Annotated in this window: 26 protein-coding genes, 1 tRNA gene and 1 riboswitch; of the genes, 13 read left to right on the top strand and 14 right to left on the bottom strand. The window is 64.7% G+C overall.

From position 1 onward, the window contains the following. Positions 1–20: 20 nt before the first annotated feature. Together nagA and IWX88_RS10500 are read right to left on the bottom strand one after the other, a co-directional pair. On the bottom strand, positions 21–1157 hold the full coding sequence (nagA, locus tag IWX88_RS10505; protein WP_370568303.1) for an N-acetylglucosamine-6-phosphate deacetylase: 1137 nt from the start codon (positions 1155–1157) through the stop codon (positions 21–23). Next, the gene (locus tag IWX88_RS10500; RefSeq protein ID WP_231369186.1) at positions 1154–1540 is read right to left on the bottom strand and encodes a YrdB family protein; all 387 of its coding nucleotides are present in this window, start codon (positions 1538–1540) and stop codon (positions 1154–1156) included. Before IWX88_RS10500 ends, nagA begins: the two co-directional genes overlap by 4 nt. 185 nt (positions 1541–1725) lie before the next feature. On the opposite strand from IWX88_RS10500, the gene IWX88_RS10495 reads away from it, so the two are divergent. The 3 genes from IWX88_RS10495 to IWX88_RS10485 are packed head-to-tail and all read left to right on the top strand — an operon-like array spanning position 1726 to position 4502. After that, entirely contained in the window at positions 1726–3213 is a 1488-nt protein-coding gene (locus IWX88_RS10495; RefSeq protein ID WP_196830061.1) for a cytosine permease, read from the top strand. Further along, the gene (locus tag IWX88_RS10490; protein WP_196830059.1) at positions 3210–3752 is read left to right on the top strand and encodes a cysteine hydrolase; all 543 of its coding nucleotides are present in this window, start codon (positions 3210–3212) and stop codon (positions 3750–3752) included. Before IWX88_RS10495 ends, IWX88_RS10490 begins: the two co-directional genes overlap by 4 nt. Before the next feature lie 18 nt (positions 3753–3770). Then, positions 3771–4502, top strand: coding sequence for a GntR family transcriptional regulator (locus tag IWX88_RS10485; RefSeq protein ID WP_196830057.1), 732 nt, complete (start codon positions 3771–3773; stop codon positions 4500–4502). Between the two features lie 43 nt (positions 4503–4545). Here the strand turns inward: IWX88_RS10485 and pdxH are convergent, their stop codons facing one another. Together pdxH and purU are read right to left on the bottom strand one after the other, a co-directional pair. Further along, on the bottom strand, positions 4546–5184 hold the full coding sequence (pdxH, locus tag IWX88_RS10480; protein WP_196830055.1) for a pyridoxamine 5'-phosphate oxidase: 639 nt from the start codon (positions 5182–5184) through the stop codon (positions 4546–4548). Between the two features lie 37 nt (positions 5185–5221). Further along, positions 5222–6073: a formyltetrahydrofolate deformylase gene (gene purU, locus IWX88_RS10475; RefSeq protein ID WP_370568314.1), complete on the bottom strand. Its 852-nt coding sequence runs from the start codon at positions 6071–6073 to the stop codon at positions 5222–5224. Between the two features lie 142 nt (positions 6074–6215). On the opposite strand from purU, the gene IWX88_RS10470 reads away from it, so the two are divergent. Then, on the top strand, positions 6216–7469 hold the full coding sequence (locus IWX88_RS10470; protein WP_196830051.1) for an MFS transporter: 1254 nt from the start codon (positions 6216–6218) through the stop codon (positions 7467–7469). A 16-nt stretch (positions 7470–7485) separates the two neighbouring features. Here IWX88_RS10470 and IWX88_RS10465 read toward each other — a convergent pair whose 3' ends face one another. Further along, positions 7486–8811: an esterase family protein gene (locus tag IWX88_RS10465; RefSeq protein ID WP_196830049.1), complete on the bottom strand. Its 1326-nt coding sequence runs from the start codon at positions 8809–8811 to the stop codon at positions 7486–7488. Between the two features lie 129 nt (positions 8812–8940). Further along, a riboswitch (ZMP/ZTP riboswitch) is annotated at positions 8941–9025 on the top strand. Positions 9026–9071: 46 nt separating this feature from the next. Here IWX88_RS10465 and glyA point away from each other — a divergent pair. From glyA to IWX88_RS10450, 3 genes are all read left to right on the top strand, one after another. After that, positions 9072–10376 (top strand): serine hydroxymethyltransferase, encoded by a 1305-nt coding sequence (gene glyA, locus IWX88_RS10460; protein ID WP_196830047.1) that lies wholly within the window; start codon positions 9072–9074, stop codon positions 10374–10376. Between the two features lie 119 nt (positions 10377–10495). After that, positions 10496–11371, top strand: a complete 876-nt coding sequence (locus tag IWX88_RS10455) for a bifunctional methylenetetrahydrofolate dehydrogenase/methenyltetrahydrofolate cyclohydrolase (RefSeq protein ID WP_196830045.1) — start codon at positions 10496–10498, stop codon at positions 11369–11371. Next, complete coding sequence (locus IWX88_RS10450; RefSeq protein ID WP_370568302.1) at positions 11368–12039, top strand: pyridoxamine 5'-phosphate oxidase family protein; 672 nt, start codon at positions 11368–11370, stop codon at positions 12037–12039. Before IWX88_RS10455 ends, IWX88_RS10450 begins: the two co-directional genes overlap by 4 nt. A 27-nt stretch (positions 12040–12066) precedes the next feature. Here IWX88_RS10450 and IWX88_RS10445 read toward each other — a convergent pair whose 3' ends face one another. The 3 genes from IWX88_RS10445 to galT are packed head-to-tail and all read right to left on the bottom strand — an operon-like array spanning position 12067 to position 15121. After that, complete coding sequence (locus IWX88_RS10445; protein ID WP_196830042.1) at positions 12067–12819, bottom strand: hypothetical protein; 753 nt, start codon at positions 12817–12819, stop codon at positions 12067–12069. A gap of 32 nt (positions 12820–12851) precedes the next feature. Beyond that, the gene (gene galK / locus IWX88_RS10440; RefSeq protein ID WP_196830164.1) at positions 12852–14009 is read right to left on the bottom strand and encodes a galactokinase; all 1158 of its coding nucleotides are present in this window, start codon (positions 14007–14009) and stop codon (positions 12852–12854) included. A 5-nt stretch (positions 14010–14014) separates the two neighbouring features. Continuing rightward, positions 14015–15121: a galactose-1-phosphate uridylyltransferase gene (gene galT, locus IWX88_RS10435; RefSeq protein ID WP_196830040.1), complete on the bottom strand. Its 1107-nt coding sequence runs from the start codon at positions 15119–15121 to the stop codon at positions 14015–14017. Positions 15122–15218: 97 nt separating this feature from the next. Between galT and IWX88_RS10430 the strand changes: the two genes are divergently transcribed. The 3 genes from IWX88_RS10430 (at position 15219) to IWX88_RS10420 (ending at position 18246) form a co-directional block, all read left to right on the top strand. Continuing rightward, positions 15219–16031, top strand: coding sequence for a DeoR/GlpR family DNA-binding transcription regulator (locus IWX88_RS10430; RefSeq protein ID WP_196830038.1), 813 nt, complete (start codon positions 15219–15221; stop codon positions 16029–16031). 9 nt (positions 16032–16040) lie between these two features. Beyond that, complete coding sequence (locus IWX88_RS10425; protein ID WP_196830036.1) at positions 16041–16979, top strand: aldose 1-epimerase family protein; 939 nt, start codon at positions 16041–16043, stop codon at positions 16977–16979. Between the two features lie 181 nt (positions 16980–17160). Continuing rightward, the gene (locus IWX88_RS10420; RefSeq protein ID WP_196830034.1) at positions 17161–18246 is read left to right on the top strand and encodes a VIT1/CCC1 family protein; all 1086 of its coding nucleotides are present in this window, start codon (positions 17161–17163) and stop codon (positions 18244–18246) included. A gap of 49 nt (positions 18247–18295) precedes the next feature. On the opposite strand, the gene IWX88_RS14080 is transcribed toward IWX88_RS10420, so the two are convergent. Continuing rightward, positions 18296–18427 carry a hypothetical protein gene (locus IWX88_RS14080; protein ID WP_255526010.1) on the bottom strand — a complete coding sequence of 44 codons (132 nt, stop codon included), beginning with the start codon at positions 18425–18427 and terminating at the stop codon, positions 18296–18298. A 103-nt stretch (positions 18428–18530) separates the two neighbouring features. Then, a tRNA-Lys gene (locus IWX88_RS10415) sits at positions 18531–18603 on the bottom strand. A 267-nt stretch (positions 18604–18870) separates the two neighbouring features. Here IWX88_RS10415 and IWX88_RS10410 point away from each other — a divergent pair. The 3 genes from IWX88_RS10410 (at position 18871) to IWX88_RS10400 (ending at position 21727) form a co-directional block, all read left to right on the top strand. After that, positions 18871–19500 (top strand): DNA-directed RNA polymerase subunit beta, encoded by a 630-nt coding sequence (locus tag IWX88_RS10410; RefSeq protein ID WP_196830032.1) that lies wholly within the window; start codon positions 18871–18873, stop codon positions 19498–19500. 674 nt (positions 19501–20174) lie between these two features. Next, complete coding sequence (locus IWX88_RS10405) at positions 20175–20780, top strand: sigma-70 family RNA polymerase sigma factor (RefSeq protein ID WP_196830030.1); 606 nt, start codon at positions 20175–20177, stop codon at positions 20778–20780. Then, complete coding sequence (locus IWX88_RS10400) at positions 20777–21727, top strand: anti-sigma factor domain-containing protein (RefSeq protein WP_196830028.1); 951 nt, start codon at positions 20777–20779, stop codon at positions 21725–21727. The genes IWX88_RS10405 and IWX88_RS10400 overlap by 4 nt, the downstream gene beginning before the upstream one ends. Positions 21728–21811: 84 nt before the next feature. Here IWX88_RS10400 and pstB read toward each other — a convergent pair whose 3' ends face one another. The 4 genes from pstB to pstS form a co-directional block, all read right to left on the bottom strand. Beyond that, complete coding sequence (gene pstB, locus IWX88_RS10395; protein ID WP_196830026.1) at positions 21812–22591, bottom strand: phosphate ABC transporter ATP-binding protein PstB; 780 nt, start codon at positions 22589–22591, stop codon at positions 21812–21814. 26 nt (positions 22592–22617) lie between these two features. Beyond that, the gene (gene pstA / locus IWX88_RS10390; protein ID WP_196830024.1) at positions 22618–23703 is read right to left on the bottom strand and encodes a phosphate ABC transporter permease PstA; all 1086 of its coding nucleotides are present in this window, start codon (positions 23701–23703) and stop codon (positions 22618–22620) included. Further along, a complete protein-coding gene (gene pstC / locus IWX88_RS10385) occupies positions 23703–24644 on the bottom strand; it encodes a phosphate ABC transporter permease subunit PstC (protein WP_196830022.1) in 942 nt (313 codons plus the stop codon). Before pstC ends, pstA begins: the two co-directional genes overlap by 1 nt. Positions 24645–24746: 102 nt before the next feature. Beyond that, positions 24747–25844, bottom strand: a complete 1098-nt coding sequence (gene pstS / locus IWX88_RS10380; protein WP_196830020.1) for a phosphate ABC transporter substrate-binding protein PstS — start codon at positions 25842–25844, stop codon at positions 24747–24749. Positions 25845–26004 lie beyond the last annotated feature (160 nt).

Genomic DNA, 26004 nt, shown 5'->3' with positions numbered 1-26004 from the left:
ACGGGAGGTGGATGTCGGGGTCAGGCGAGTTTCACCCCGTCAGCCCACACTCCGGTGACCTTCCAGTCGTGATCGAGCAGCACCGCGTCGGCCGCGAAGCCGGGGGCCAGGTAGCCGAAGCGCTCACCGTAGCCGATAGCGGTCGCCGGGGTTGTAGTGAGAGCGGTGATGGCGTCCCGAGGGGAGACTTCGGCGGAGTTGATTGCACAGCGCAGGGCGACATCCTGAGTGAGCGTTGAACCAGCGATCGTCGAGGTGCCCGAGAGCACAGCGAGCCCGTCACGCACGCTGACATTGAGGGAGCCGAGTCGGTAGTCACCGTCAGCCGAGGCTGCGGCGGCCATCGCGTCGGTGATGAGGGCGACGCGACCCGGTGCCGAGCGGAACACCAGCGCCGCGACATCCGGATGCACATGGAGTCCATCCAGGATCAGCTCAATGGTGACTCGGTCGTCTTCGAACGCGGCGATGATCGGGCCCGGTGCTCGATGATGTATTCCTGGCATGGCATTGAACACATGGGTGAGAAGGCGGGCACCGCGATCGAAGGCTTCGCGGGTGAGATCGAACCCGGCATCGGTGTGTCCGATCGCGACCGTCACGCGATTTTCAACCAGCAGGTCGATTGCCTCCAGCGCACCCTCGAGCTCGGGAGCGATCGTGATCTGGCGCAGCGTTCCGTTCGCGGCGCCGAGCAACTCCTCAATCGTCCACGGCAGGGGGTCGAGCAGGAACTGCGGGTTGTGAGCGCCACGGCGATCTGGAGAAAGGAACGGGCCCTCGAGGTGAGATCCGAGCACGAGCGGATCGGATGCAGCGAGCTCGGCGACCACGCCCAGGCTCTCGCGCAGCTGAGCGACGGGGTTCGCCACGAGGCTGATCACCGAGCGAGTGGTGCCGTGCGCTCGATGAGCGTTCAGCGCGGCGGAGATCTCGTCGCGGCCGTTGTCGAATGAGTGGCCGCCGCCGCCGTGGGAGTGCAGATCGACGAACCCGGGCACGAACCACTGCCCGCTGACATCGACCAGGGTGTCGGCCTCGGGATGCTGCGGCCCGGAGCCGACGGATTCGATTGTGTTGCCGCGCACACGCATCCAGAAGTCGTCTACCTGGCCATGGGCGTCGAGTTTGCGAGCGCCGTGAAAAAGAGTGGTCACGCTGCTGTCTCCTGTGCCGCGTTACCCTCTGCTGCCACTTCGGCGCGGCCGATGATGACGCCGCTGAGCGCGGCCAGGATGCCGAGGATCACTCCCACGATGGGGAAACCGATCATGAACCAGACCGCGACGGCCGCGCCCATCACGAAGATCTCGACCAGGCTGCGGCCGACGACATCGAGGGGGAACGGCGCCTTCGGTGAGCGGAACAACCCCCACACGACGGCGGCGAAGAGGGGCGCGCCGACCATGAACAGCACTCCAGGCCACGGGAACGGCCAGGCCAGGTATCCCCAGAAACCGAGCGAAAACAAGCCGAAGAGCTCGAGGGTAAAGCGCAGTACCCGGCTCGGCCTTGAGCGGGCCGAAGGAGCTTCTGGCATCGTCACCTTTCCACGATAGCGACCGGTGGCGTCCAGTGGCGACCGGTGGCGTCCAGCATCGTCAGCACAGTCACATCCTCGTGCCACGGGTCGTGGGTCAGCGTGGCGTATGCTCGCAGAATAGACAGGTCTGGACAGGTGAACAGCACTGTCAACTCGACCGCCGCAAACCCGAGGGAGAACCCGTGAGCAGGACCGACACCACGCGAAACACCAGCGGCATCGAACTCAACGGAATCAACACGATTCACGAGTCGGAACGCAAGGGCAGGGCATCCAGCCTGTTCTGGCCGTGGTTCGGCGCGAATGTCTCAGTACTCGGCATCGGCTACGGTGCCTTCGTTCTCGGCTTCGGCATCTCGTTCTGGCAGGCAACGCTCGTCGGAGTGATCGGCATCGTCGTCTCCTTCCTGCTCTGCGGTGTCATCGCGCTTGCTGGCAAACGCGGCTCCGCACCGACGATGGTGCTGAGCCGGGCCACCTTTGGGGTGCGAGGTAACCGGGTGCCCGCGGTGCTGTCCTGGGTGCTCACCGTCGGTTGGGAGACGGCACTCACCGCGCTCGCCGTGCTCGCGACATCCACTGTCTTCACCGAGTTGGGCTGGGATGGCGGAGTCGCCACGAAAATCGTCGCGCTCATCGTGGTGGCGGCTCTCATCGTCGGTGCCGGGGTCGTCGGCTTCGACCTGATCATGAGACTGCAGGTGTGGATCACGGTGATCACCGGGGTGCTGACTGTCGTTTACATCGTGCTCGCTCTGTCCCGCATCGACCTCGGTGTCATCGCCGCTCTCCCGGCCGGCAACCCGCAGGCCGTGATCGGCGCCCTCGTGCTCGTGCTCACCGGCTTCGGCCTTGGGTGGGTCAACGCGGCCGCGGACTACTCTCGGTACCTGCCGCGCACGACGAAGAGTTCGACAGTGGTGGGCTGGACCACCTTCGGAGCCTCCGTCGCCCCCGTTGTGCTGCTGGTGTTCGGCCTGCTGCTCGCGGGCTCCTCGTCGAAGCTCAGCGGAGCGATCGGAGCGGATCCGATCGGGGCACTCACCACGATTCTTCCGGTCTGGTTCCTGATCCCCTTCGCACTCGTCGCCGTGCTTGGTCTAGTGGGCGGCGCGGTGCTCGACATCTACTCCTCCGGGCTTGCGCTGCTGAGTGCCGGCATTCGGATCCCCCGCTACGCCGCGGCCGCCATCGACGGTGTGCTGATGATCATCGGAGCGGCATTCGTGGTGTTCTTCGCCACGAGCTTCATCGGCCCGTTTCAAGCCTTTCTGGTGACCCTCGGCACTCCGATCGCTGCCTGGTGCGGCATCATGGTGGCCGACGTGATCCTGCGCCGCGCAAACTACGCCGAGGCTGATCTGTACTCGACCGCGGGACGGTACGGGGACATCCGCTGGTTGCCGATCGGGCTGATCGCGCTCGGCACGACGCTCGGCTGGGGACTCGTCACCAACACCTTCGGGGTTCCGTCCTGGCTCAACTGGCAGGGCTACCTGCTCGAGCCATTCGGCCTCGGTGGGCGTGAGGGACCGTGGGCGTATGCCAACCTGGGCGTGCTCGTGTCGCTGCTGATCGGATTCCTCGGCATTCTGATCTTCGGACGACGCGCCATCCGCCGCCAGGAGGCGCTACCGATCGAGGAGCCGCTCGAAACAGTCCCGCGATGAGCGACTCCTGGCTCGTTGTCATCGACATGCAGGTGGTGTTCGCAGATCCGAGCAGCGCGTGGTGCACCCCGGGTTACGCGGCTATCGAACCGACGGTCGTGCGCCTTGTGACTCACTTCGGGAAGCGGGTGGTCTTCACGCGGTTCATCGCTCCGGAACATCCGACCGGCGCCTGGGTGCCGTATTTTCAGCGGTGGCCGTTCGCGCTGGTGCACCATAGCGATCCGCTCTATGACCCGATGCCAGCTTTCGCCAGCACGGACCATACCGCGATCTCGCGCACCACCTTCGGCAAGTGGTCAGACGAGCTCTCCACCATCATCGGACCGGATGGCACGGTGGTGCTTGCCGGCGTCTCGACCGATTGCTGCGTGCTCTCAACCGCCCTCGCGGCAGCGGATGCCGGGGTGCGGGTGATCGTGGCAGAGGACGCCTGCGCCGGGCAAAGTGTCACTGAACATCAGCGCGCAATCGATGCAATGGCGCTCTATGGGCCGCTGATCGAGATCATGACGGCCGACGTGGTGCTCGCTCGATGAGGGAGCCGTGAGGGCACGATGAGAGCGTCGGGCGGTGCGCGGGTCACCGGGCTCAAGCACGAGGAGATCAACCGCATTCTCACCGGGGAGATTCGAGCGGGCAAGGTCGCACACGGTGCTCAACTGGCTGGTGAGATGGCCTTGGCCGAGAGGTTCGCGGTGAGCCGCACCACCGTGCGCGCTGCCCTCGCCGAACTCGGCAGGGCCGGTCTCATCAGCACTCGGTCGGGCAAGGGCTCTTTCGTCACCTACGACGGTCGGCCGCTCAACGTGCGGCTGGGGTGGGCGCGGGCACTCCAGGAGCGGGGTCTGGCCACGACTGTGCGGGTAGTTCGCGCCGAGCAGATGGAGGATGCCGCGCTCGCCGCAGCCCTTGGCGAACCGAGCGCGGAGTTCATCGCAATCGACCGCCTTCGTTGCCTTGTGGACGGTCCGGTGATCTCCTACGAACGGTCACGGGTGCGGTCGACCCCCCTGGCGATCGACGCGGTCGCGGCCGGGAAGGCCGCTGGATCGCTCACCCGGATGCTGCTCGAGGCCGACCTCGTTGCGTCGACCGGTGAGCAGTGGGTGGAGGTGCGGATGCTCGATGATCCTGACGCCACCATGCTCGAGCGCATCCCCGGGGCTCCATTCCTCTGGTCGCGCTGCATCACGCGCAACGCGGTTGGTGAGCTGGTGGAGCACGTGGAGAGCCTGCTCGATCCGGCGCATTTCAGTCTGCATTTCCAGTTTGCGGCACTGGAATGACGGCGCTGGAGTGATGGCGCTGGAGTGATCGTGCTGGCGCGAATCAGGGCTGGAGTCGCTCCATGGACCATCCTCCGTCGACAGCAGTGAAGACCAGCCGGTCGTGCAGGCGGGAGGTGCGTCCCTGCCAGAACTCAATGGCGCTGGGCACCACCCGAACTCCCCCCCAGTGTTCCGGCCGCGGCACGGTCGAGCCTTCCGGGTAGAGCGACTCGAGCTCGTGCATCCGCTCTTCGAGCACCTCTCGCGAGGCAACCGGCTCGGACTGTTCACTGGCAAGGGCCGCGAGTCGTGACCCGTGCGGGCGCGTGGCGAAGTAGGCGTCGGAGATCGCGGCATCCGCGCGATGTGCGACACCCCGCACGATGACCTGGCGGGTGAGGGAGTACCAAGGGAAGAGCAGCGACACTGCTGGATTCGCTGACAGCGACCGACCTTTGTGGGACCGGTAGTTCGTGACGAATTCGAAAGCCTCACCGTCGAGTCCCTTCAGCAGAACCGTGCGACTGCTCGGTGTGCCGTCCGCGTCCACGGTGCTCACGACCATGGCGTTGGGCTCGAAGATCTGGGCATCTTCGGCCGCGGACAGCCAGACGGCAAACTGGGCCATCGGATCTCGCAGCACCTCTGACTCGGTCAGGCCGGTCGATCCGTAGTCTGTGTGCCGTTCGAGTGAGCTCATGTGCCGATCCTAGGCACCTCGGCTGCGAGCGCCCCCACTAGCGGAAGATGATTGTGCGAGCCCCATCGCGCAGCACACGACTCTCGGCGAACCACTTGACCGCCTGCGTGAGGGTGCGCGATTCCTCGTCCTGTCCGATCGCCATCAACTCAGACGCGGTTCGGGAATGGTCCACCCGCACCACGTTTTGCTCGATGATCGGCCCCTCATCGAGATCACTCGTGACGAAGTGCGCGGTCGCCCCGATGAGCTTCACTCCGCGGGCATGGGCTTGGCGGTAGGGATTAGCGCCCATAAACCCCGGCAGAAAGGAATGGTGAATGTTGATGATGCGCCCCGACAGCTTCTCGCAGATCGCCGGCGACAGGATCTGCATGTATCGCGCGAGTACTACGAGCTCGATGTCGAACTGTTCGACCGCATCGAGCATGCGGTCCTCGAACGCCAGTTTCTGCCCCTCGGACGTCACAGGGTGCGACTCGAACGGCACACCGTAGAACTTCGCAAGCCCGGCGAGAGCGGGGTGGTTGCTCAACACGAGCGGGAGTCCCACCGGCAGGTGTCCCGCTCGCGCACGGAACAGCAGATCGTTGAGACAGTGGGCGGCCGTGGAGACGAGCACGAGCGTGCGAAGCGGCCGGCCGACGACATCCAGCGTCCAGGTCGCGTCATAGTGCGCTGTCACCGGGGCGATTGCTGCTTCGAAGGCCTCCCGGTTGACAGCGGATTCCACCTGCAGCCTCATGAAGAAGGTGCCAGTATCCGCGCTCGAGAACTGCTGTGACTCGGTGATGTTGCCGCCGGCTGTCACGATGGCTCCGCTGATCGAGTGCACGATGCCGGGACGGTCGGCGCAGACGAGGGTCAGCACCCAATGAGTTGAAAGCACAGAGGTCACGAATGCAGGTTATTGCCTCCCGTGGCGCACCCCTGGCAGGACAGGCCCTACTCTGGAGGGGATGTCGCATGAGCCGCGGCCTCCCGCGGACGGCGTTACGCTCCACCCCCTCCTCGAACGGATTACCGGTCTCATGACCGCGCCACGCACGACAACACCCTTCCCCTATTTCGCCCTCGTGACCGTCGCGGTCGCGGTCTTCCTGAGTGTCACAACCGAGATGCTTCCGACCGGGCTGCTGCCGGAGATGAGTGCGGATCTGCGGGTCAGCGAATCGCTGATCGGCATCACGGTGTCGGTGTTCGCCTTCACCGTCGTGGTGTCGACTGCGGCCCTCACGATTCTCACCCGGCGCATCCCCCGCCATACGCTCGTCGTGTCGGTGCTGCTTATTCTGGCGGTGAGCACCATGCTCGCCGCCGGCGCACCGAACTATGCCGCGCTCGTTGCTGCACGCATCCTCGGCGGCCTCGCGCACGGGGTGTTCTGGTCGGTCGTCGGCGCTTACGCCGCCTACCTCGTTCCGCGCGACCAGGTCGGTCGTGCGGTCTCCATCAGCCTCGGCGGAGGGTCGCTCGCCTTCGTGCTCGGGGTGCCCCTCGGCACGGCGCTCGGCCATGCGATCGGCTGGCGGGCGAGTTTCTTCCTGCTCGGTGTGCTTCTGGTGATCGGGGCCGGGTTCGTCTACCGATTCCTGCCCCGTGTTGACCATCTCGCTGAGGCTGCGGTGGTCAGTACGTCGACTGGCGGCATCCTCATTGCGGGCGGCGAGTCGCAGCAATCCCACGCACCGCGCCGAGATCACTCGGTTGTGGCGGTGGTCGTCGTCTGCGTGACCACCGCCATCATCATGATCGGTCAGTACAGCTTCTACACCTACGTCGCGCCGTTTCTTGTGCGTGCGGTCGGGCTCACCGAGGCGGCGGTGAGTCCAGCCCTGTTCGCCTTCGGCATCGCCGGATTACTCTCGCTGGTGCTCGTGGCGCTGGTGCTCGGAGCGCGGCCGCGCCTCTCACTGATGGTGTCTCTCGTGGTGCTTCTCTGCTCCGTGGTGCTGCTCGCCTTCGCACCCCGGGTGCTTCCGGTGGCGCTGCCGGCATTCTTCCTTTGGGGGTTAGCCATCGGCATCATCCCGCCCCTGTTGCAGACGCGGATGCTGCACGCGGCTCCCGCACGCATCCGCGACACCGCGAGTGCCTTTTACGCCACCGCATTCAATGTTGGCATCGGCGGTGGTGCACTTCTCGGGGCGGTTCTGCTCGACACCCTCGGGCTGGCATCACTGCCGGTGGTGTTCGCCGGTATCCTCCTCGTGTCGATCGCGTTCGTGCTCGTCTCCGACCTGTATCTGCGCCGACAACTGCCCCGTCGCGTGGTCGATCACTGACCTTTTGGCCAGCCTGTCAGGGAGTTGCAGCGGGGTTCGAGAGTCCCAGTCGGGGGTAGAGCACTCGGTAGCCCTCATCGAGGCCGCCGAGGAGTGCACCGAGAACGTGGCCGCCGTTGGGCACTTCGAAATAGGTCGTCGTCCATCCCGATGACCGAGCCGCAGCTTCCACCTTTTTCGCCTGGGTCACATAGCTGCCGTCGTTCGAGCCGACGGTGAAAATCCCGACCATATCCGAGTAGTGCTTGCCCGCAAGAATGGTCACTGGTTTGGTGGCCCCATACGCTGCTGTGTTGCCGGCGAAGGACTCCGCGAGCGTCCGCTTCGACCGGTCAGATCCCGGGTACTCCTCACCGGAGATGTCGAGCACATTGCCCCAGATGTCGGGGTGTTTGGCCCCGAGCGACAGCGCGCACTGGCCGCCGTTCGAATATCCGGCGATCGTCCAGTGTGCGGAGTCAGACAATACATGGAGGTTCGCCCGCGCCCACGCGACCACATCACCGACGAGAAAGGTCTCGGCCTTGCCCCACTTGGCCGTGTCGAGGCAGAGCGGATCGATCCCCGGATCGCCGAGTTGGTCGGCCACGAGCACAATCGGTGCGAGCCCGTTGTGCCTGGCCGCGAAGGCATCGAGGATCGTCTTCTGAAACGACGGGTCGGCATTGCCCGGCTGCCCCATGAGCATGATGACGAGGGGCAGAGGTGGCGCATCTTTCACGAGGGCGGCGGGAGGTAGATAGAGGCCGGCTGGGCGGGACCGGAAACCGGACAGGGTGTTGGGGATCGTCACGGCACCGATGGTTCCGATTGTCGGCTGATCCTTCGGCGGTATCCAATTCGCCCACAGGGCTCCACCGGAGAGGGGCGTCCGAGTCGGGGTCGGGGTCGGATCCGGGGTCTGTGGCAGCTTCGGCAGGGCGATCGGCGTTTCGGTGGAGATGCCAGCCAAGTCCGCGACGGTGCGATCGAGACCGAAGTCGGCGTTGATCCCCACGGTACCGGTGGCGGCGAACAGCACGATCGCCACCGAGGCGACCACTTTTCGGGGCCACTTCGATTTCCATAGGTTGACAATCGCGAGCACGATGGCGGAGAACGTCAGGTAAACCCAGAACGAGGTGGTGGCACTGAGATCCACGCCGAGGGTATCGGTCAACTTCACGATCGACAGCACGATGAAAGCGCATAGCGATCCGGCAATCAGCGCGCCGGTGCCGGTGACGATCCAGCGTCGGGTTGGCCGGCGAATGGTGAGGAAGGCCGCGGCGCCGAGCGCGAGCGTGTAGATAACAGGAACGAGCGGCCCATCGATGATGTTTATCCGCAGGAATACTTCCATGGCTGTCCTTGGTTCGGGTGTGACGAAGCTTGAGCATAGGACAGGGAGTGGACGGTCTATCTGGATGTTGCGGGTGGGCAGTCAAATTCGCGGATATCCCACCCGAGCGGTCGGTGATGCCCTTTAGACTTGGTCCATCACGACTGGCGTTCGGATGGGTACCCATCAGGGAGTGATCACCTCCACGTTTCGGCCGTTCGCCTGGGCCGAACCGGATAACCCTTCGTCCTGATCCGGTCACGCCAAGAGGAGTCATCCAGATGTCAAATACCGTCATTGCGTCCCATACCCTGACCGCGCCGCTCAGTGAGGTCGACCCCGAGATCGCTCTCGTGCTGAGCCAAGAGCTCGACCGCCAGCGGGGCACCCTCGAGATGATCGCGAGCGAGAATTTTGTGCCGCGCGCTGTGCTCGAAGCCCAGGGATCGGTTCTCACCAACAAATACGCCGAGGGCTACCCCGGCCGCCGATACTACGGCGGCTGCGAGTTTGTGGATGTCGCCGAGACCCTTGCCATCTCCCGCGCGAAAAGCCTCTTCGGCGCGGCCTACGCAAACGTCCAGCCGCACTCCGGAGCATCCGCAAGCGCTGCTGTGCTCGCTGCTCTTGCGAGCCCCGGCGACCGAACCCTCGGGTTGGAGCTCGCCCACGGCGGCCACCTCACCCACGGGATGAAGCTCAACTTCTCCGGCAAGCTCTACGATGCTCATGCATACGGTGTCGACCCGCAGACCTTCCTGATCGACATGGATGCTGTGCGCGAGAGGGCACTCGAGGTGCGTCCGCATGTGCTCATCGCCGGTTGGAGCGCCTACCCGAGGCACCTCGACTTCGCCGCGTTCCGCGCGATTGCCGACGAGGTCGGAGCGACCCTGTGGGTCGACATGGCCCACTTCGCCGGTCTCGTCGCCGCCGGGGTGCACCCGAGTCCCGTTCAGCACGCCCACGTCACCTCGTCAACGGTGCACAAGACCATCGGCGGGCCGCGCTCTGGCTTCATTCTCAACAACGACCTCGACCTGCAGAAGAAGATCAACTCCAACGTCTTCCCCGGCCAGCAGGGTGGTCCGCTCATGCACGTGATCGCGGCGAAGGCGACGGCTTTCAAGCTCGCGGCCGAGCCCGAATTCAAGGAGCGTCAGGAGCGCACCATCCGTGGTGCACAGATCCTCGCCGAGCGCCTGATGGCAGCTGACACCGCCGCCGTCGGCATCGACGTGATCACGGGTGGCACCGACGTGCACCTCGTGCTCGTCGACCTGCGCAAGGCCGCCATCCACGGCCAGGAGGCGGAAGACATCCTGCACTCGGTCGGGGTTACTGTGAACCGCAACGCAGTGCCGTTCGATCACCGCCCGCCGATGACTCCGAGCGGCGTGCGCATTGGCACGTCGGCGCTGGCGACCCGAGGATTCGGCGATGAGGAGTTCACCGAGGTTGCTGACATCATCGCGTCAGCTCTCAAGCCGACTCCGGATGTTGCGGCTCTGCGCGCCCGCGTGCTGAAGCTCACCGATGGGTACCCGCTGTACCCGGGGCTCGTCTCGCCAGCCACCTGGTCCTGACCACCCACGACCCCGCGAAGGGTCGATTTCGCATCCTCCCGCTCGCTTCGAGCATGTGAAGATGACACTCGGGGTGGGTGGAGCGGAGCGAAGTAGATCACGCGGGAAAGGAATCACGCATGACCGCGGTACGCATGGACGGGGTCGCCACTGCGAGCGCCGTCAAGAACGAACTCGTCGGCCGCATCGAGGCGCTTGCGGCCCGTGGTATTTGTCCGGGTCTCGGCACGCTGCTGGTCGGCAGCGATCCCGGATCGCTCTCCTACGTCGCCGGCAAGCACCGAGACAGTGTCGAGCTCGGCATCGAGTCGATCCGGGTCGACCTGCCAGCGGAGGCAACCGAAGACGAGGTGCGCTCTGCCATCCGGCAGCTCAATGAGAACCCGGCGGTAACCGGCTACATCATCCAGCTTCCGTTGCCGGCCGGTATTGACGAAAATGCAATGCTCGAGCTGATGGATCCGGCCAAGGATGCCGATGGCCTGCATCCAACCAACCTCGGGCGGCTCGTACTCGGGGTCGGCGGCGGCCTGCACTCTCCCCTTCCGTGCACCCCCGCCGGCCTGGTGGAGATGCTGCGCCGCTACGACGTGCCGATCGCCGGCAAACACGTGGTCGTGATTGGTCGTGGCCTCACTGTCGGTCGACCGCTCGGGCTGCTGCTCACTACAAAGGGAGTAGATGCCACAGTCACCCTCACCCACTCGCGCACTGTCGACCTCGCCTCAGAGGTGCGGCGCGCCGACATCGTGATCGCGGCGGTCGGTGTGCCCGGCCTCGTGACCGCCGACTGGGTAAAACCCGGTGCCGCTGTGCTCGATGTCGGCATCACCCGAGTGATCTCCCCCGATACCGGCAAGGCGAAGCTCATCGGAGACATCCACCCCGGTGTCGCCGAGGTGGCTGGCTTCCTGTCACCGGTGCCCGGCGGAGTCGGACCGATGACGCGGGCCATGCTGATGGTCAACCTCGTGCAGGCGGCCGAGCGGCTGTGAGCGACACTCGCCGTGGGCATGCCGCCCGGATGCCGGTTCCCGCCCGAATGCCCGAGAAGTTCGTCACTCCAGACCTTGATGCCCTCGGTGCGCTGGTGCGAGACGCGCGGGTCGGGCACTTCGCCTTTGTGGAAGACGGCGAGCCGCGCGTGCTCCCGATTGCGATCGTGGCAGACGGCGCGCACATCCTGTTGCACGGGTCCACCGGCTCGCACTGGCTTCGATTGCTCGCGACGGGTATCCCGGTCGCGCTTTCGGTGACCGCGATCGATGCCCTCGTGGTGGCGAGATCCGCTTTCGAATCCTCGATGAACTATCGCAGCGCCATTGCCTTCGGCAGCTGCGCGCCGGCAGCCGACAACGGACCGGATAAGGTGATCGCGCTCGATCTGGTGACTGAGGGGCTCATTCCCGGCCGCGTTGCCGAGTTGCGTCCAGCTACGGCGAAGGAGCTCGCGGCGACCCTCGTGCTGCGCATGACAATAGACGAGTGGACCCTCAAGGTTTCAGAGGGCTGGCCTGAAGACGGACCCGCGGATGTCGCTGGCCCGGCCTGGGCTGGCATACTGCCGCTCGCTACCGGGTACGAGCGGGCGATCCCGGCCCCGGACCTCGCCGCCGGCATCACACCACCGCATTCCGTGCGCACGCTGCTCGGGACTGTGTGACATACCGCTCGCCACCGGTTTCTGCGGTTATTCGCCGATGTATCCGATCGTGCAGGCGTAGCCCATCGCCGCTTGGCTCGGATCCCAGCCCGGCATGTCCGCGACCGTCGTTTTCGCGGCAGTGGATAGCGTCACCTTGCAGGCCTCGATGGTCGTCTGCGAATCCGTCGGCACGCTGAAGCCGTAGAGGGCGTTTTTCCACAGGCTGAGGTCCGGGCCCGGGTTGCCGCTCTGGAAATCGGCGATCGCGCGACCGCTGCCCGAGGTCGTCCAGACGAACCCACTCGAGCATGGGTACGCGGGGTCAGTCGCGGCGATTCCCTTACCGGTCACGGACTGGCCGTAGTAGACATTTCCGAGGGTGACAGTGATCGGGTGGGCAAACTGCTTGCCGGTCGTACTGGACGCGAGGTCCATCGGCAAGAGGATGCTGCCCTGAGCTGCCAGCGTCTCCGCGGTGACCGGTGCGGCACCGGCACCCGTGCTGCACGCACTGACGAACTCGGTGACGAGGGGCTTGGCATCCCGGTCGCTATAGGGCAACGGAGTGTGGGCTATCAATTCGATCGCGATGGTGTTGCCGGTCTTGTCGCGCACCTTTGCCGAGATGGTGAAGAGCACATCCTTCAGGTTCGGAGCACCGCTCGAGCTGGCCGAGGGGGTCGGTGTTGCTGACGGCGCCGCGCTCGGATCGGCGTCGGGAGGCGAGCTGCTGCAGCCGGCCAGCACCGTCATGATGAGGCTAGCGGTAACCGCGCCGGTGATCGTCTTGGCTCTCACTGCGGGCTCCTGCGTGCTCGTGGGGAAGGGAATCAGCTCTCGCGCGATGCTCCCTGCGCGGCCGTGACAACGAAAGTATCAGGCTGACCAAAACCATGTTCCGCGAATGCGCCATCGATCGCAACCCGAAGGCGGGAAAGTTCATCGGAGCGGATGAGAGCGATCGCCGCACCGCCAAAGCCACCGCCGGTCATCCGGGCGCCGATCGCGCCGTGTGACTGTGCGGTCTCCACGGCGAGGTCGAGTTCGCGCACGGAGATCTCGAAGTCGTCCCGCATGGAGCGATGGGACGCATCGAGTAGGTCTCCGATTCCGGCCGGTCCGAGGTCGCGAAGCACATCCACGGTGTCGAGCACGCGCTGGTTTTCGGTCACCACATGGCGAACTCGACGAAAGGTGACATCGTCGAGAACCCCGCGGGCGCGGGGGAGGTCGGCCACCGTGACATCCCGGAGGGACTCGACCCCGAGCATCCGTGCTCCCAGCTCGCAGGATGCCCGGCGCTCGGCATAGCCACCGGTGGAGTGGTTGTGGCTGACCCCGGTGTCGATGACCATCAGGACGAGACCTGCGGCCTCGAGACCGAGATCGACGATCTCGGTCTCGAGGCTGCGGCAATCAAGGAAGACGGCGCAATCTTTCTGGCCGAGCAGGGAGGCGGACTGGTCCATGATGCCGGTGGGAGCGCCGACCGCCACATTCTCGGCCCGCTGGCCGACTTGGGCGAGTACCTGGCGCGGCAGGGTGAGCCGCCAGACATCGTTCAGGGCAATGGCGACGGCGCTCTCGATGGCGGCGGAGGAGGAGAGTCCGGCCCCTACCGGCACGTCGGACTCGATGAAGATGTCCACCCCCGGAACTGCATCGAGGTCGGCTCCATGCTCGCTGAGCGCCCAGGCGACACCGAGCGGATATGCACTCCAGCCGTATAGCGCGCCGGGGGAGAGCTCGGCGAGTGGGATCTCCACGACCTCGTCGGCGAATGAGCTCGCCACCCGGATGATGCGGTCTTCGCGCAGCCCGAGTGACACGAATGTGCGCCGGTCGATCGCAAATGGCAACACGTAGCCGAGGTTGTAGTCGGTGTGCTCCCCGATGAGATTGACCCGGCCGGGTGCGGACCACTGGCCGGCTGGTTCATAGCCGAAGAGCGCGAGGAACTGTGCCTGCACCTCATCACGAATATCCACAGCAGTCACTTGGGGTCCTTTACTCGGGTGAGGACGTCCCGCACGAAGCCGGCCGTCTGTTCGGGGGTGACATCGCCGATCCAGGCGCCCATGGCTGCTTCGGAACCGGCGAGGTATTTAAGTTTGTGCTCCGCTCGGCGGGGAGACGTGATCTGCAGCATCAGACGGATGTCGTCGCGCCCGGCATTCACGGGTGCCTGGTGCCATGCCGCGATATACGGAGTCGGGGTGTCGTAGAGCTCGTCGACGCTGCGCAGCAGTCGGAGGTAGAGACTGGCGAGTTCCGCGCGCTCCTCGTTCGACGTCGCTGCGATGTCAGGCACCTGACGATGCGGAAGCATGTGTAACTCGATCGGCCAGCGGGCTGCGAACGGAACGAAGGCGGTCCAGTGTTCGCCGCGCAATACGACCCGCTCTGACGCAGACTCGAACTCGAGGATCGACGCGAACAGTCCGGGGCCGAAACGAGCGACCGAGTCGAGCAGTCGGGTCGTGCGCGGCGTGATGTATGGGTAGGCATAGACCTGGCCGTGCGGATGCTGCAGGGTGACACCGATCGCTTCGCCGCGATTCTCGAACGGGAAGACCTGCTGAATTCCTGGCAGCGCCGACAGGACTTCAGTGCGGTCGGCCAACGCCTCGATGACCGTGCGGGCACGCGACTTGCTCACACTGCCGAAGGCACCCTCGTGCTTCGGAGAAAAGGAGACCACTTCGCACCGCCCGATCGCGGGCAGACTGCGGCCGAGTCCGATGCGGGTGAGCTCGGCGGTCTCGAACGGAGCCGCGAATTCGGGGCCGAAGCTTGGCGATCGGTTCTCGAAGACGGCGACGTCGTAGACATCCGGAATCTCGGAGGGGTTCGTGGCACTCGCCGGGGCCAGCGGATCCTGGTCGGCCGGAGGCAGGAATACCCGGTTCTGGCGGGCGGCAGCGATCGAGATCCACTCGCCGGTGAGCGGATCTTGGCGCATGGAGGCGGTAGCTGGTCGCGGATCGAGATGGCGCGCATCCGGAGCACGGTGCGGGGAAAGGGTGGAGTCTGCGTCATCGAAATAGATGAGTTCTCGGCCATCGGCAAGCCGGTATTCGCGTTTGATGATCGATGACATGGGTGACTCTCTGCGGGGGAGGCTCGGACGGACTTTCGAAAACAACAGAACGTTACCCGCGATTGACAAGAAAACACAAGTAATCGAAGATGAGCGCATGACAGAAGCGAGCCTCCGTCCGCCTGCAGCGGCCCGGCGTGAGCAGATCCGGAGCATCGTCGACGAGCGCGGGTTCGCAACGGTTGCGCAGCTGAGCCGACTTTTCGGCATCTCCGCGGTCACCGTCCGATCGGATCTCGACGCGCTCGCCGACGTCAACGCCCTGCTCCGAGTGCACGGCGGAGCGGTGCCGGGTGGGGCCGCCTCTGGCCGGTCACCCGGGCTCGAGCGCCCGTTCGAACAGTCACTGCTCGCGAGCTCAGAGGAGAAGGCGCGCATCGGACGTGAAGCCGCGTCCCTGGTGCAGCCCAACCAGGCGATCGTGCTGGATGTGGGGACCACCACGACAGCAATCGCCCGCGCTCTCCTCGAGCGTGACGACCTGCAGGGCGTTGTCGTCATCACCAACGCGCTCAACATCGCGCTGCTGCTCGAGCCGGTGATTCCGCGGTTCACCGTGGTTGTCACCGGCGGAACCGTGCGGCCGCTTCAACACTCCCTCGTCGATCCACTCGCCGGGGTGGTGTTCGACCGCGTCCGCGCTGACCTCGCATTCATCGGCTGCAGCGGCGTGGATGCGGCATCCGGCATCACGAACGTCAACCTGCCGGAAGCCGACCTCAAACGCCGGATGCTCGAAGCATCCGCTCGCTGCATCGTGGTGGCCGACAGCTCGAAACTCGGGGTCACCCAACAGAGCCGTGTCGCTCCGATCGGCAGCATCGACACTCTCATCACCGGGATAGAGGCCGACACGCACGAGCTCAAACGGCTCACCGCCACCGGTCTCCGTGTGCTTCTAGCTGGCTAAGCTGACCGAATGCGCGCCCCAACCGGAGTCCAGTTCGAACTCTCCAAGTCGACCCCGAACGGCAAGGCAATTGCCGTGATCACCGAGGTGGCCGCATCGCTTCGGGTGCTCTCACTCGGCGGGATCGACCTCACCGAGCCCTACGGCCATGACGAGCTGCCATCTTTCTGCGACGGAATCGTGCTCGTACCCTGGCCGAACCGGGTGAGAGACGGCCTCTGGATGCACGAGGGTGCAGCCCAGTCACTCGATCTCACCGAGCCGGCACGGCATAACGCGCTGCACGGGCTGTTGCGTGACCGCCCGTACACGGTGCACGAACGCACTGCGGATGCCGTGACGCTTGCCGCGACCGTGCACCCCACCCGCGGCTACCCCTTCATCCTCGACACGACAGTGCGCTACGAGCTTGTCGACGACGGAATCCGGGTGACCCACGACGTGCTCAATGTCGGCGAGAAACGGGCACCATTCGCGGTGGGTGCGCATCCATTCCTGCGCCTCGGCGACGTGCCGACCTCCGAGCTCACCCTCACGTTAGCCGCGGGCACCCGCTTTGAGACGGATGCCAGGCTCAACCCGATCCGCGAGACAACTGTCGACGGCACAGAGTACGACCTGCGCGCGGGACGGCTGGTGGCCGGCCTCGATCTCGATGATGCCTTCGGTGGAGTCACCTCGGTTGACGGCGTGAGCCGCCACGGGCTCACTGCGCCGGACGGCCGCTTCGTCGAGCTGTGGCAGGAGTCCGACTTCGGCTACGTGCAGGTGTTCACCACGCGGATCTTCCCGAAGGATGGCGGTCTCGGTACGGCGATCGCGGTCGAGCCGATGACTGCGCCACCCGACGCCCTCAACAGCGGACAGGGGCTGCGCTGGCTGGAACCGGGCGAGAGCTGGGCGGGTTCCTGGGGCATCCGCTACTCTGGAGGCAACGAAGGGGAGTAGTTCCCTCGCACCGGGTCGTCACGACCGGTGTAGTCGGGAGTATCGACATGCTGGCGGGTCACGACGACCGGCCCGGTACCCCACCGAACTGGCGCAGGTCGTCGGTTCGGCGAACGAGACCTTCGGTCCGAGAGGATCCTGCGGCGACGCCCGTGGGATCGACGAGACCGAAAGGATCCCCGTGAGTTCGACGCCGAACACTCCCACAGCCGCTGACCTTCGTCGCTGGCGGCAGTACCTCGCCGACGAGAAGGCCGAAGCCGCCGTCTACCGCGACCTCGCCGGCCGTCGTGTCGGGGAGGAGAGGGAGATACTCCTCGCCCTCGCCGACGCCGAGGGGCGACATGAGCAGCATTGGTTCGAGCTGCTCGGCGACCAGGTCGGCAAGGCTCGCCGCGGCGACCTTCGCACCCGGCTGCTTGGTTTCCTCGCCCGCCGGTTTGGATCGGTCTTCGTGCTCGCGCTCGCGCAACGGGCCGAAGTTCGTTCCCCTTACGAGTCGGATTCGGATGCCACGGCAGCCATGGCCGCCGATGAACGGATTCACGTCGAGGTGGTGCGTGGCCTCGCCGAACGCGGACGCAACCGCCTCTCCGGTACCTTCCGCGCGGCCGTCTTCGGGGCCAACGACGGACTGGTATCGAATCTGGCGCTGGTGATCGGCATCAGCGCGAGCGGGGTGCCCAACCAGGTTGTACTCATCACTGGTCTCGCTGGCCTTCTCGCGGGGGCGCTGTCGATGGGGGCGGGGGAGTACGTGTCGGTGCGCTCCCAGAGAGAGCTGCTCGAGGCATCCACCCCCGATCCCGCAAGCAATAGCGCGCTCCCGAACCTCGACGTGGATGCCAATGAGCTTGCACTCGTCTATCGGGCGCGCGGCATGACGCCAGAGGCGGCGGCGGCCCGGGCAGCCGCAATGCTCGACACGAACAACCTGCGCGACCACAGTCTCGCCGAAAAGGATGCCCGGGTCGACGGGCACGAATTGGTCGGTACGGGATTCGGCGCCGCGATCTCGAGCTTTTGCTTCTTCGCCTCCGGCGCGGTCATCCCGGTGTTGCCGTACCTTTTTGGGCTGCAGTCAATCGCAGCTGTCCTGGTGGCAGCCGTGCTCGTTGGGCTCGCGCTGCTTGGCACGGGTGCCGTTGTCGGGCTGCTCTCGGGTGGGTCGCCCCTGCGTCGTGCACTTCGCCAGCTCGGCATCGGCTACGGGGCTGCGGCCGTCACTTACCTTCTCGGCCTTCTCTTCGGCACGTCGACGGGGTGACCGTGGAGGCTGCGCACCGGGCTAACGACGTGCCGATGGCCGGCATGCTTCAGAGGCCGAGCATCCGCAGGACCGCATCGAGGATGCCGCCAAGACCGACAGCTCCGGCGAGAGGCAGTAGGTCTGCGCGTGTGACGTGCATCCGCGGGCTTGAGCGGATGGGGCGAACCGGCCAGGTCACACTAAACGCCAACGGTTCGCAAGGACGACAATCCCTTGCGCTCCACCCCTCCCAGGCGGCCGCAGCGGCACGAGCGGCCGGGATGGTGGCGAGGACACACGAGTGGGCCCCGTCGGGCTCGAACCGACGACCCACGGATTAAAAGTCCGATGCTCTACCAACTGAGCTAGAGGCCCCTGTCGTTAAATCTACCGTGGATTGCGCGGCCGGCGAACGAGCGGGCTGTTACTCGCCGAGTTGCGCGCACTGTCTCGCCGGGTTGCCCGCGATGTCGTGCCGAGTTCCCCGCGATGTCCGCCGGGTTGCCCGCACTGTCTCGCCGGGTTGCCCGCGATGTCGTGCCGGGTTGCCCGAAATGCGGGCTTTCCGCGATGGCGAAGCGGCCATTGCGGGCAACTCGGCGCTACATGTTTCCCTGCGGTGCGAGCGCTTAGGCTGAGCGGATGACCGATGAGTTTCATAAGCCGACCCAGTTCTCTGGTGCCAAGTTCGACAGCTTCGTGGGTGGGGAAGATCCCGCCCAGATCAGTCGCGTTGCCCACGAGACCGCGGGTGCACTGCTCGTTCGCGTGCGGGAGAGTGCCGATCAGTCAGTGGTCGATCGACTTGTCGCCTTCACCGATGAGCACGGCATCGACGCTGTCGCAGAGCTCTGGGCTCGCGCAAGCCCGCGCAGCCTTCCTGGCGCACTCTGGCGCATCTACCTGATGCGAGCACTCGTGCGCCAAGACGCCGAGGGCACCGCCCATCTGTTTCAGCGCGGCACTGAGATCGCCACCACCATCGATCCGGTCGTAGCCGGTGCGACCGCACCGACCGGTCCTGCTGAGATCATTGCCCTCGCCGATCAGATTTTGCGAGGACTCTTTCAGGGTGACTTCGGGGTTGCCCTCGATCGCGCGGCAGCGTTCTGCCGCGTCACAGCGCTTGGGGCAGTAAGCGTCGCGGATGACGCGGACCTCACCTCTCCGGAGCGCGCATCCGAACTCACCACACGGGCTCTGCGGCTGTCGCAGACGGCGACGGAATTCGTCTCATGCGCCAGGCTCTGGCGGGCCGGAACCCTGGACTGACCTCAGGTGCCCACGCGGTCATTTTCATCATCTATGCGCGCCAGGTGCCAACTTCGCATCTTCCCTGCGCTGCGAAAGCTGCGAAGATGACCCTTCGGCGGAGATGACCCGGCGAGCGTGACCCGGCGAGCGTGACCCGGCGGAGATGACCTGCCGAGCGTGACGTCACGGCGGAACCATCCAGAGTCGATTGCTACACTTGACAACGGCCCAAAAGGGCCATCGCCGGACCGCAGTAACCCCGGGCTCCAATATTTGCCGCTTCGAGCGGCCTAGCGTCGTGAGGCGTTTCTGCGGCCCGGCACCATTCTGAGGTTGGCTGCTTCCCACCTGGCGGTCACTTGGTCCCCGGCCCCTCCCCACCTGCTGTCCACCTGGGCTCCGCCTGCTCCGAAGCTGCCCAATGTTGCACATCGCCATGTCAGTCGACTGCCCGACATCCGCATAATGCTGCGAATCAGCCGAGCGTCAGGGCTGATTGCAACTCGGACCAATCCCTTCAGCTGTCGGCCACGAACTCCTATTGTGACCCGCAGAGACGGTAATTGCCTAGGCTACGAATCGACGGCATACCGCCCGCGCAGATCGCACACAACTGAAGATCAGGGTGCTGCACTCGACACTCACCGGGAGTGTCTTTTCAGCGCCGCGCACGATTGCACGGAATGTTTGCAATGCTTATCCTCGTGCCCCGTGAAATCGACCGCAGCCAGGACTATGAATCCCTGCACAAGCCTGCGACGAAGGAAACAATGCTCGCGCAAATCGCGGGCGGGGATCAGGCAGCTTTCGGGGCACTCTACGACGAGATCGCCCCGAGAGTTTTTGGGCTCATTCGCCGACTGTTGGTCGACCACGCGCAGTCAGAAGAAGTAACCCAGGAGGTTTTTCTGGAGATTTGGCAGAACGCATCACGATACGAACCGAGCAAGGGCGGGGCATCCACCTGGATCCTCACCATGGCTCACCGGCGAGCGGTCGACCGCATCAGGTCATCGCAGGCCGGTCGTGATCGGGATGTAAAGATCGGCATCAGGGATTACGTTTCCGGCTACGACAATGTGGCGGACACGGTAGAGACGACCATCGAACACGAAAGGGTGAAGGAAGCCATGGCGCAATTGACCGAACTGCAGCGCCAAGCCGTCACTCTCGCGTATTACGGCGGATTTAGCCACAGCGAAGTGGCGACAATGCTCAGTGTGCCCATCGGCACAGTAAAGACACGACTGCGCGACGGCATGATCCGTCTGCGCGATGAATTGGGGGTGGCATCGTGACCGATCGCGAAGAACTACACCTCCTGAGCGGTGCCTACGCTCTGAACGCACTTGACGCTGATGAGAAGGCTCGGTTCGAGTCGTATCTGCTCACCTCCGAAGAGACGCGTGCGGAAGTGGCTTCGCTTTCCGATACGGCGGTGCTGATCGGACTCTCTACCGAGCCAGTCACCCCACCGGCAGACCTCAGGGGTCGGCTCATGGCTCAGATCGCCGTGACACCCCAGCTCGCACCGTTGCCAGCGTCACGTGCGACGCTCACCGCCGTGCCACCGGTGCTTCCGGTGTCACCCGAGGCAACGCGCCAGCAGACCGAGATCCAGCAGACCGAGAACCAGCAGACCGAGCGCCCGCTACCCGAGCAGCAGATACCCGAGCAGCAGGATGCTTCGGCCGCAGCCGTTCGCGCGGCGAGCCTCGGCACGCCCTCACCAGCCACGACAAAGGCCGCCGCTCGATGGGCTGGTGCTCACTGGGCTGGTGCTCACTGGTACACCCGCCCGGCTTCGATCCTGATAGCAGCGGCTGCCGCAGTCGCACTCTTCGTCGGGGGAAACATCCTCGGCCTGTCCGCCGGAAACGAATCTCAGCGGCAGGCATCCGCCATCTCGGCCATCGTGTCAGCGAGCGATTATCAGCAGGCCAAAGCGAATGTCGCCGGCGGCGGCACAGCCACTTTCGTCTGGTCGATGGGGCTGAAGCAGTCCGCTGTGGTGATCGACAAACTTCCGGAGCTCGCTGCAGGCAAGACCTATGCGCTCTGGTACATCGACTCGAAATCGAAGGCCACCCCGGCCGGAATCTTCAATGCCGCGTCATCAGGCACGACGGTGAGTGTGCTTGCAGGCTCGATGGGTGCGGGTGACACCATTGGCATCACGATCGAGCCGAGTGGCGGCTCAAAGGCACCGACAACCGCGCCGATCGTGGCAGTGCCGAGCACCTGACCTACGTCACCGGTCTCAATTCGCGCAGCAGCAGTATCTAGGCCGCGGCTGTATCGAGACGGCGGTCTGCCAGCGGGTCGCAAACTATCCGAACTTGCCGGACACGTAATCTTCTGTGGCCTGAATGCTCGGCTTCGAGAAGATGGTGTTGGTGTCGTTGTACTCGATCAGCCTGCCCGGCTTGCCGGTGCCAGCGATGTTGAAGAATGCGGTGCGGTCGGATACGCGTGAGGCCTGCTGCATGTTGTGGGTCACGATCACAATCGTGTAATCGAGCTTCAACTCTTCGATAAGGTCTTCGATGGCAAGGGTCGAAATCGGATCGAGGGCCGAGCACGGCTCGTCCATCAGCACGACATCCGGTTGCACCGCGATCGCCCTGGCGATGCAGAGGCGCTGCTGCTGGCCTCCGGAAAGGCTGGAGCCGGGGAGCGCGAGGCGATCCTTGACCTCGTTCCACAGGTTGGCGCTCTGCAGTGACCTCTCAACGAGTGAGTCGCCATCTCCTTTGGTGATCTTGCGGTTGTTGAGCTTCACCCCGGCGAGCACATTGTCGCGGATCGACATCGTGGGGAACGGGTTGGGACGTTGGAAGACCATCCCGACCTGGCGACGCACGAGCACTGGGTCGACGCCTGGCCCGTAGAGGTCATTGCCGTCAATCAGCACCTCCCCTTCGACGCGGGCACCGGGGATCACCTCATGCATGCGGTTGAGGGTTCGGAGGAAAGTGGATTTACCGCATCCACTTGGCCCGATGAAGGCGGTGACGGTGCGGGGTTCGATCGTCAATGTCACGTCTTCCACGGCCTTGAACTTTCCGTAGTACACGTTCAGGTCATTGACTTCGATGCGCTTGGACACGGGGTTCCTTTGGTTGTTCGCCGTGCTCAACGGCCGAGCTTGGGGGCAAAGATTCGTGCGATGATGCGTGCGCCGAGGTTCAGCAGCATGACAATGAGTATCAGAGTAAGCGCTCCGGCCCAGGCTCGATCCACGAAGTCGGACTGGTTGGCGCCCTGGTTGGAGTATTGCGTGTAGACGAATACCGGGAGTGTCATCATGCGGTCTTTGAAGAGGTCGTAGTTCACGCTCGCGGTGAGACCGGAGATGATCAGCAGTGGCGCCGTTTCGCCGATTACCCTCGCGATTGACAGCATGACCCCGGTCGTGATCCCGGCAATCGAGGTGGGAAGCACGATCTTGAGCACGGTGAGCCACTTCGGCACCCCGAGAGCGTAGGACGCCTCGCGCAACTCATTGGGCACGAGCTTGAGCATCTCCTCGGAAGAGCGCACGACAACCGGGATCATGAGTACCGAAAGCGCAACGGAACCTCCGAAGCCGGATCGGAAGCCGACGTCGCCGGTCACAAGTACGAAGAGGGCGTAAGCGAACAGCCCGGCGACGATCGATGGGATGCCCGTCATCACGTCGACCATGAAGGTGATGACACGGGCAAGCAGGCCGCGTCCGTACTCGACCAGGTAGATCGAGGTGAGCAGGCCGATCGGCACGGAGATGATCGCGGCGACCGCCGTGACCTCGAGGGTGCCGATGACGGCGTGAACCGCGCCACCATCGGCGCCGAGCACATTTCGCATCGACTGGGTCAAGAACGAGGGCGCCACCATCCGCGCCGCCCCGTTGATCAGCACCGTGTAGACGAGCGATACCAGCGGCAGCAGCGCGATGATAAATGCGGTGACGACGAGCGAGCTGGCAAGGCGGTCCCGCGCCTGGCGCGCGCCCTCAACGAGGTAGGTGATGACGAACAGCACTATATTGAACAGCACCGTGCCGAGGAAGAGTGCGCCGATCAGGTTGTACTTCTCGGTCACACCACCCATCTGCACGAGGGCGAAGACGCTGGCGAGCAGCGCCCAGCTGCCGAGCAGAACCATCCAGACCGCGCCCCGCGGCAGGCGGCCGGCGGTGAGGGCGTTCGGCATCGGGCCGGTGGTCGTGATGGCCATTAGTTCGCTCCCGAGAATGCCTTGCGACGATTCACCGCGACACGGGCGATCGCGTTCACGATGAAGGTGATCACGAACAGCACGAGACCGGAGGCGATGAGCGTGTTGATGCCGATCCCGGATGCTTCGGGAAACTGCAGTGCGATATTCGCCGCGATGGTGTTCGGATTCTGCGGGGTGAGGAGGAAGAAGTTGATCACCCTGGCCGGTGAGAGCACCATGGCTACCGCGAGTGTCTCGCCGAGCGCCCGGCCGAGGCCGAGCATGGAGGCAGAGATGATTCCGGGGCGGGCGAAGGGGAGCACCGCCATTCGGATCATCTCCCAACGGGTGGCCCCGAGGGCGAGAGCGGCCTCCTCGTGCAACTGAGGTGTTTGCAGGAAGATCTCCCGACAGACGGCGGTCATAATCGGCAGCACCATGACGGCGAGCACGATGGCGACCGTGAGAACAGTCTTGCCGGTGCCGGAGACAACACCACCGAACAGGGGGATCCACCCGAAGTTGGTGTTGAGGAAGACGAAGAACGGCTGTATCTCCCGGGCGAGCACGAGAACACCCCACAGGCCGAAGACGACGGAGGGCACGGCGGCCAGAAGGTCGATCACGTAGCCGAGACCCTGGGCGAGGCGGCGCGGGGCGTAATGGGAGATGAAGAGGGCCACGCCGATGGAGATCGGGATGGAGATGATCAGCGCGAGAGCCGCTGACCACACCGTACCGAAGACGAGGGGCCAGACGTAGGCCCAGAAGTTGGGGGCGGAGTTGGGAAGAGTGCCTTCTTTGGCGGTGATGGCCGGGATGGACTGCACGATAAGGAAGAGGGCAACGGCAGCGAGCACACCGAGGATGACCGAGCCCGCGATGACAGTACTGCCGGAGAATACTCGGTCGCCGAGTCGCACTCGGGCTGTGATCACTCCCGTTGACTGACGTGCCATTCCATCTCTTCCTGACGTGGGACGGATCGCGTGTCCGGGCCGGAACGCGATCTCGGCCTGGGCTGCGAACTGCAGGCAACCCAGGCCGAGCTTACGAGCTCACTACTTGATGGTAGCGATTGCCTTCGCAACCTTGGCGGCGAGATCCTTGGAGAGCGGAGCCGAGCCAGCCTGCTTCTGTGCGGCCGCCTGTCCTTCAGAGCTAGCAACGTACTGTGCGTACGCCTTCACGAGCTCGCCCTGGGCCGGGTCGGCGTAGGTGTTGCAGACGATCATGTAGCTCACCAGCACGAGCGGCCAGGCATTCTTGTCTGTGTTCTTGCGGTCGATCGCGATCGCGAGGTCGTTAGCGTCGCGGCCGGTGACAGTCGGGGACTTCGCCACGACATCGGCGGCACCGGAGGCGTTGATCTTCACGAAAGCGGAGCCGACCTTGAGCTGCGCGATGCTGAGGCCGGTTGCGCCGGACTCGTCAATGTAGGTGATGCTGTTGGCAGCACCCTTGACGGCGTCAGCGACACCCGAGGTGCCCTTTGCCGCGTCGCCGACGGCGTATGGGTAGGTCTGCGCGGCCGGCTTATCCCAGACGGTCGGCGCATTCGCGGCGAGGTACTCGGTGAAGTTCTGCGTGGTTCCAGAGTCGTCGGAGCGGTGCACAACGACGATCGCGGCAGACGGGAGCGCCGCACCGGAGTTCAACGACTTGATGGCCGGGTCGTCCCACTTGGTGATGGCACCCTTGAAGATGCCGGCGATGGTGGCGGCGTCGAGCTTCAGATCTGTGAGCCCGGCGACGTTGTACGCGATGGCAATCGGCGAGATGTAGATGGGAAGGTCGATTGCCTTGGTGCCAGCCATGCAGAGCGGCGAAGGCGTGGCGAGTTCGGTGTCTTTCAGCGCAGCATCCGAGCCGGCGAAGGCTGCGGCTCCCGCAATGAAGCCCTTTCGGCCGGCGCCAGAGCCCTGGGGGTCGTAGTTGACCGTGACCTTGGGGTTGGCGATCTGGAAGCCGGCGATCCAGGCGGTCTCGGCGGCGCCTTGAGCGGATGAGCCGATACCGTTGAACGTGCCGCTGAGCTTGCTCACCGGGGCTGCGGAACCGGACGTCGCGGGTGCTGCTTCGTTTGCTGCGCACGAGGATAGGACGATGGTGGCTGCGACTGCAATGGCAGCGGCGCTGCCAAAACGAGTGAACTTCACTGTGTTCCCTTCTGGGGTGGTGACTCCGGCTGGCATGCCGATCAGGGCACGGCCGCCGGGAAGACCGGTGCTGGTCTAAGAGGAGACGCTATGTGCGACGGGTGTCCACGCTCGTCCTAGAAGGTTAACAAAGGGTTAACGAGCTTCGAATTTCCGACCT

Source organism: Frigoribacterium sp. CG_9.8 (assembly GCF_015751965.1).
Lineage (GTDB): Bacteria > Actinomycetota > Actinomycetes > Actinomycetales > Microbacteriaceae > Lacisediminihabitans.
This window is presented reverse-complemented; position numbering and strand designations above follow the sequence as displayed.

Coding starts and splice junctions, on each gene's coding strand:
- IWX88_RS10500 (WP_231369186.1), bottom strand. CDS start 1,540: ATGCCAGAAGCTCCTTCGGCCCGCTCAAGGCCGAGCCGGGTACTGCGC.
- IWX88_RS10490 (WP_196830059.1), top strand. CDS start 3,210: ATGAGCGACTCCTGGCTCGTTGTCATCGACATGCAGGTGGTGTTCGCA.
- IWX88_RS10485 (WP_196830057.1), top strand. CDS start 3,771: ATGAGAGCGTCGGGCGGTGCGCGGGTCACCGGGCTCAAGCACGAGGAG.
- pdxH (WP_196830055.1), bottom strand. CDS start 5,184: ATGAGCTCACTCGAACGGCACACAGACTACGGATCGACCGGCCTGACC.
- IWX88_RS10470 (WP_196830051.1), top strand. CDS start 6,216: ATGACCGCGCCACGCACGACAACACCCTTCCCCTATTTCGCCCTCGTG.
- IWX88_RS10465 (WP_196830049.1), bottom strand. CDS start 8,811: ATGGAAGTATTCCTGCGGATAAACATCATCGATGGGCCGCTCGTTCCT.
- glyA (WP_196830047.1), top strand. CDS start 9,072: ATGTCAAATACCGTCATTGCGTCCCATACCCTGACCGCGCCGCTCAGT.
- IWX88_RS10455 (WP_196830045.1), top strand. CDS start 10,496: ATGACCGCGGTACGCATGGACGGGGTCGCCACTGCGAGCGCCGTCAAG.
- galT (WP_196830040.1), bottom strand. CDS start 15,121: ATGTCATCGATCATCAAACGCGAATACCGGCTTGCCGATGGCCGAGAA.
- IWX88_RS10430 (WP_196830038.1), top strand. CDS start 15,219: ATGACAGAAGCGAGCCTCCGTCCGCCTGCAGCGGCCCGGCGTGAGCAG.
- IWX88_RS10425 (WP_196830036.1), top strand. CDS start 16,041: ATGCGCGCCCCAACCGGAGTCCAGTTCGAACTCTCCAAGTCGACCCCG.
- IWX88_RS10410 (WP_196830032.1), top strand. CDS start 18,871: ATGACCGATGAGTTTCATAAGCCGACCCAGTTCTCTGGTGCCAAGTTC.
- IWX88_RS10405 (WP_196830030.1), top strand. CDS start 20,175: ATGCTTATCCTCGTGCCCCGTGAAATCGACCGCAGCCAGGACTATGAA.
- pstA (WP_196830024.1), bottom strand. CDS start 23,703: ATGGCCATCACGACCACCGGCCCGATGCCGAACGCCCTCACCGCCGGC.
- pstC (WP_196830022.1), bottom strand. CDS start 24,644: ATGGCACGTCAGTCAACGGGAGTGATCACAGCCCGAGTGCGACTCGGC.